Genomic DNA, 6,119 nt, shown 5'->3' on the forward strand with positions numbered 1-6,119 from the left:
CGAAGACTCCAGTTGCAAAGAGAGAGGCAGTTGCAAGCTGCCGATGTTGAGGCTGCTGAAGAAAAAGGCAATCGGCAAAATCAGCAGCGGGTTAAAGCCGGCCAGCATCACCACCAGCAAGGCCAGAAAGCCCAAGTTGCTGGAAATGTTGGGGATGAGACGATGGAACAGAGCCAACACCTGCAAGGCGCCCGCCAGCCCTGCCAGTCCTCCACAGCAGGCAAAGGCCATGAGCAACCTTTGGGTAGCCGGGATCCCCAGCCGGAAGGCAGCTACGGGGTTTTTCCCCACCGCCCGCAACTGCAGGCCAAAACGGGTGTTGTGCACCACCAGCAGCGTCAGGACCAAAGCCAACAGGGCCAGCAGCAACGCCACCGGACTGGCCTCTGACCGCCCCCAGGTGGGCAACCAGAAACGGGGATCCAACAATTCTGTTCCGCTCATGGAAGCCACCCCTGGCCTTTTCCAAGGGCCGAAGATCAGGTACAAGACCCAGCCTTGGGCAACAAAGTTCAGCCCCAGACCGGCGAAGATCTCGTTGACCCGTCCCCACACATTCAGGATCCCGGCCAACAGGCCCCAGCCCGCCCCGCCCAGGATCCCGGCCAAAAGTGCCCAGGTAATGGCCAGTGGCGGTTCCAGGCGCACCAGAAAGGTGGCCGCAATGGCCCCGACCACCATCTGCCCTTCGATGCCCAAGTTGTAGAGACCGGCAACAAAGGTGAACACCAGTCCACAGCAGCAGAGGACAAGAGGAGCCAGCGTCGCCAAAACCCGGCCAAACTGAGCTTCGCTGCCAAAGGCCCCCTGCCACATGCTGGCTGCCACCTGGAGAGGTGAAGCCCCCGCCAACAGGATCACCCCTGCCACAAACAGCAGCGCTGCCAGCCAAGCCAATCCCTGGATTGCCCAGGTGCGCTGCGGAGACAACCACGACTGGCCCGATGCCTCGGCTTCCACCATGCGCCGTCACCTCCTCCCAAGTTCTCAAGGAGCAATGTTTAGAGTTTTGATCGTAAACGCCTCAGGAAGGCTCCCCGCTGGCCGCATCTGAGAGGGAGCGGTGCACCAGTTGCCAGCCCTCCACCTCGGCCAAAGGCTGCAGTCCCAAGTCTTCGATGTCAACCTGTTCTGTCTGCACAGGGGATACCCAAAGGTAGTCTCCATGCTCCCCTTGTTGCAGAGCCTGATCATCCACCCATCTTCCCGGATTGGGCGTATAAAAGGCGATGGCCTGCGCCTGACAGACATCCGGCAAGCCGCTGCGGCCAATATCCACCACGGGAAAACCAGTGTCTGCAGATCCCAGCATCTGTTTCCAGTCCATCTGGGCAAAAGCAGGGCTGAAATTGCCGAAGTCAGGCCGCAGGAGGATGCTGACCATGGCGAGAATCCCGGCAGCTAGGAGTGTGCCCAGCCAGAGCTCCCCGGCATGGTGCAGCACCCGCCGCCAGCTCCAGATCCCTGGCAGCAAGAGGTACAAAAGCCCCATCACCACCAGAGGCCAGGCATGGGGTTGTAGGAGCTGCAGACCGTCTACGCCCAGGCGGACGGCTACCCCCAAACCCAAAAGCAGCAGCCCCACCGCCGCTAACCCCCAGGAGAGCACCTGGGCCAGGTGGGGTCTGTCTCGCCGAGAACCTCGTCCCGCTGTCCCAGTCGAGGCGGTGCGGAGCGGAAACGGCAGAGCTTGATCGAGGACCACCCCCGCCAGCAGAGCCAGCCAGGGATAGAGCTGCACCGTGTAGTAGGGGGTTTTGGTGGGATAAAGCTGCAATAGAACCAAAAGCAGCAGGGGAAAAGACCAGATCAACAAAGTGGATGCCGGCTTTTGCCGCACCAAGAGAATTCCTCCCACCACCCCCAAAACCGTCCAAGGAAAGCCGTGGGCCGGGATGTGCCAAAAGTAGTACCAGCCGGTGGCATCGGCATGGAAGGGTTCTTGCCCCAGATCCCACACCTTTCCCACCAAGGTGGCCAGCACCTCGGAACCGTATATCCCCATGGCCGGCACCAGCCAGAGGCCAAAGATCCCCAGGCCCAGCAACATCCCCAGCCAAAAGGGGGCGGATCCCAGCCAGTGGCGCCGCTGCTGCACCCAGTAAGGGATCAAAGCCGCTGCCGGCAGCAGGATCATGGCGCTCTTCATCAAAAGGCCCAGCCCAAAGGCCACCCCCACCAGCCAAAACCAAACTGGGTGGCCGCGGCTGCCGTTCACCAGCCCCAGGATCCCCAAGAGCTCTAGGCAGGTCAGGGGCACATCTTGCCCCACCAGCCGCCCCTGCTGTACCCAGAGGTAGCAGAGGGGCAAAACCGCCATGCCCAGCAGGGCTGCCCGTGTCGGCAAAAAAGCCCGCCCAATCCAGCCCACCAGAGGAATGGAGAGCAAAGCGGCCAGGATCCCGGGCAGCCGAGCCGCCCATTCGTTGATGCCGTAGAGGGCAAAGCTGAGGGCCACGCTCCAGGTGAGCAGAGGCGGTTTCTCGAAAAAAGGCTCCCCCAAAAAAGTCGGCCCCAGCCAGTTGCTCCCCCACAGCAGCTCGCGGGCCATCTGGGCATAAAAGCTCTCGTCGCAGCCAGCCAAACTGGGATCCGCCCCCGAAAGCACAAACAGGGGCACCGCCAGGCCCATGATCAACAGGCTCAGGCCCCAAAAGGGCAACAGGTGCGGGTCGCGGCGAAACTGGACAAAAGAGCTGGTTGCCGGCAGGGATCCTCGGCTGGGAGAACTGCCCAGACGGTTAGGTTGGCCGAAAGGACGCATGAGACAAGCCTTCTGGAACGACACCAAGGGGCGGCTCTGACCAAACTAAACTAAACCCTGCGGTAAAGAGATCTGGCTTTTTTTACGGAAGCTCCAGGGATCTAGAGGCGCTCTCCAGCTTATCTGCCAGAGAGGTCAAGCCCTGAAACCAGCCGAAAAACTGCTCGGCATAGGGTTGCAGGGCCGGTTCGAGGTAGTAGAAGTTCTCCCCCCGGTCGGTGAACTCCCAAAACTCCGCAGCCGTAGAGAGCAGCTCTTGGCGGATGCTCTGCAGGCGCGCCGAGGGCTCGTGCTGCATATCCCTGTAGATCAACTTGGCCAAATCCTCCCGCCCACGGCTGAGAAAGTAAGCCGCCAGCCGCACCTGGGTTTTGCGGATCCCGCGCAAGGTATTCTCCTGTTGCTCGCTTTCGGGGTCTTGGTCTAGGCGCAACAAGGCCTGCACAATGGCTTCGGTTGTTTCCGACTGCAGAGCACAGCTCAACTGGGCCAGCCTTCCCAGATCGAAGCCAAAGGTTTCCGAAAGGAAAAAGAGGCCGGCCTTGTAGGCAGTCAAGCTGTAGTAGCGAAAGTAGTCAACAATCTGCAAGACCAGGGCCGACTGACGGTGGTGTAGGGCTGCCTCGGCCAGCAGGCGGTATTGCTTGAGCAGGTTGTAGCCACCGCGGATGTCGCGCGCGTTGATGACAGCCCGCAGGTAGGTGTTGAAAAACTTGATCACCCACCCCGCTACCGTGAGTCGTTGGGTTTCCAGGGCGCGGATCCCCAGCTCCCGGCTGTGAATGGCCACCAGGGTGCTCGCCTGCTGCATGCCGTTTAGCCCCTCGACAAACAAGGCCTGATACTGCCGCAAGATCTTCAGCTCTAGCCAGGATCTCTCTGCCTCGATCTGGCTCAATAGGCCCTTATCCACCGAAGCAAAGTCCGGATCCCGCTGCAGAGCCGCGGTCAAGAGAAACCAGGTGGGGTGCAGTTGTGCTTTGTGCTCGGCATAGAAGATCCATAGAGACTTTAGACTATCCAACGCTTCCAAGAAAATGCTTCCTTCCTGTTGGCGGAGAGCGCTGGTGGCGATGCTTTTGATCTCATCGAGGGCAGCAAGGCAGCGCTGATGAGCTGGCGAACATTGGCCTGTTGGAGAGTGCGGCTCTGTTGCCACACCACGCCGACGCCAGTGAGAGAAACGACTCTCCTCGAACCCGAAATCAGATCCCAATCTTCTGGAGACAAGGGATCCCAGGACGGCCTGCCGCACCTGCTGCTCAATGCGACGGATGATCGAGGTCGGTTGCAAGAAGTTAAACACAAAGCGAAAGTAGGGGATCAGCACCAAAAACGAAGCTGTGCCCAGCAGCAGGTTCAGCCCGATGAGCAGCCCCGGATGTCCGCTGGCGGGATCGTAAAAGCTCAGGGCTATCGAGCTCCACAAACTGACCACATTGGCCAGGATCAGGAAAAAGAAGAGATAGAAGTTGATCTGCTCGCGCAAAAACAGCTCGGTGACCTTCGGGGTGAAGCGATCCGCGCTCAACTGCACCACAATGGCCACCACCGAGAGGGTAACGCCCAACACCCCCGACAACACCTGGGTCAAGGTGGCTACAAATTCTTGCAAAGCCTCTGCATCCTGGGTGGATCCCGTCCAGGCCAGGTTCAACCCGCTCTGGATCCAGCGGTGCCCACCCCAGGCCCAAAGCAAACCTGCTCCCACCCCCGCAGCGCTCCAGGGCAGAAGGCGAGGGCGACGCCCAACACAGTTGGGAGCTGTGTGTATCTCTTTCACGGTGGCTTTTCCCAGAAAGGGGGCGCCTCAATACTCGCTCAGGAGAGCTTCCACAAACTCATAGCTGGAAAAAGGCCGCAGATCTTCCAGCCCCTCGCCGGCGCCGATGAAGCGGATGGGCAAGTGCATCTGTTGTGTAATGGCCAGGGCAATGCCCCCCTTGGCGGTGCTATCCAGCTTGGTCAGGATCACGCCGCTCAGCTTGGCCACTTCGGAAAACACCGCCGCTTGGCGCAAGCCGTTTTGCCCTTGGGTGGCATCCAGCACCAGCAGGCTTTCCACCTTGGCTTCAGGAGCTTTTTTGTCGATGATGCGGCGGATCTTGGCCAGCTCCTCCATCAGGTTTTTCTTGTTTTGCAGACGGCCCGCCGTATCCACCAAGAGCAGCTCGGTGCCCCTGGCCTGGGCGGCTGTGATGGCGTCAAAGACCACCGCCGCCGGGTCAGCATTGGGAGAAGGATTGGCGATCACCTCTACCCCCGCTCGTTCTGCCCAAACCTTGAGCTGCTCCACCGCGGCAGCCCGGAAGGTGTCGGCAGCGGCGATCAAGCAGCGGTACCCAGACTCGCGGGCCACATGGGCAATTTTGCCGATGGTGGTGGTTTTGCCCGCTCCATTCACCCCGACAATCAGCCAAATGTTGAGCGTGCCCCGTTGCGGCGCAAAGGTGGGATCCCCTACCGTCAACATCTGGCGCATCTGCTGCTTGAGGTATTTGACCGCCTCCTCCGGCGGCACCACCTCCTCGCGCATGCGCTTTTGTAGGGCTTGGATGATCCGCTCGGTGGCATCGATCCCCACATCGGCCTGCAGCAACAGGGCCTCAATTTCTTCTACAGCTTTCTGGTCGAGGGGGCCACGGCCTACCAGGGCCTTCAATTGGTTGATTAGGTTGAGGCGGGTTTTGCCCAAGCCTCGCCGCAGCTTTTGCAGCCAAGAGATCTCTTCTACGGAGATCTCTTCCGGTTTGCGCCCTTGGGCCGCCAAGATCTCGGCTGACCAGCGGAAGCCTTCATCGAAGACCAGCTCTTCCGGCCCGGTCTCGGGAGAGGGAGCGACGGCTGGGGTCATCGGCTCCGGCTCTTCCACAGCGCTGGCTTGCAGGGCTTGCAGACGCTCGGCAGCACGGGGAGCCAGATCGAAAAACGAGGGAGCTGCCGCCGGCTGCACAGAGGGTGATTCTGGAGATACCGGTTCTTTTGTTGGAATAGGCTCCGGAGGCGAGGCCGGTGGCTGTGGCTGGAGAGCTTCTGCAGGGATCCCTTCTATTTGCCCATCTGTTTGCTCAAGCGGGACGGAGTCCTTGGCTGGGGCCTCCTGGCCAGCGGCACGGGCCTTCAGGTTGGCATAGGCGGCTTTGGCGAAGGCCAAATAGTCTTCGGGGGAGATCTCCGCTGGCTCCGTGGCCGACGTGGGGTCTGGTGGCGAAGGCTTTGCTTCACCAGGGGAGTCGGTATAGCGGCGGCGAAACCAATCGAAGGCCATAATCCCAATCTCCAGCCAGACTGTTTTTTTCCAGTTTGACAGAGCAGACCCTAGAGCGCAGCCGTAAACTACCCGACTCCGACCGCT

Annotated in this window: 4 protein-coding genes; all 4 read right to left on the reverse strand. The window is 60.4% G+C overall.

Annotated elements, in window-relative coordinates; all coding sequences use genetic code 11:
• Positions 1-963: ABC transporter permease (locus NW853_RS05610; RefSeq protein ID WP_414348254.1), on the reverse strand; the 963-nt coding region annotated here is incomplete at its 3' end.
• Between the two features lie 61 nt (positions 964-1,024).
• The gene (locus tag NW853_RS05615; protein WP_414348257.1) at positions 1,025-2,764 is read right to left on the reverse strand and encodes an ArnT family glycosyltransferase; all 1,740 of its coding nucleotides are present in this window, start codon (positions 2,762-2,764) and stop codon (positions 1,025-1,027) included.
• An 82-nt stretch (positions 2,765-2,846) separates the two neighbouring features.
• On the reverse strand, positions 2,847-4,547 hold the full coding sequence (locus NW853_RS05620; protein WP_414348259.1) for a DUF2254 family protein: 1,701 nt from the start codon (positions 4,545-4,547) through the stop codon (positions 2,847-2,849).
• A gap of 27 nt (positions 4,548-4,574) precedes the next feature.
• Positions 4,575-6,032 carry a signal recognition particle-docking protein FtsY gene (ftsY, locus tag NW853_RS05625; protein ID WP_414332316.1) on the reverse strand — a complete coding sequence of 486 codons (1,458 nt, stop codon included), beginning with the start codon at positions 6,030-6,032 and terminating at the stop codon, positions 4,575-4,577.
• Positions 6,033-6,119: the final 87 nt, after the last annotated feature.

Origin of the sequence: Synechococcus sp. H55.11, assembly GCF_047462475.1 — a bacterium.
Lineage (GTDB): Bacteria > Cyanobacteriota > Cyanobacteriia > Thermostichales > Thermostichaceae > Thermostichus.

What these genes read in the sequence shown, in the direction of transcription:
- NW853_RS05615 (WP_414348257.1), bottom strand. Translation starts at nt 2,764, where the DNA reads ATGCGTCCTTTCGGCCAACCTAACCGTCTGGGCAGTTCTCCCAGCCGA.
- ftsY (WP_414332316.1), bottom strand. Translation starts at nt 6,032, where the DNA reads ATGGCCTTCGATTGGTTTCGCCGCCGCTATACCGACTCCCCTGGTGAA.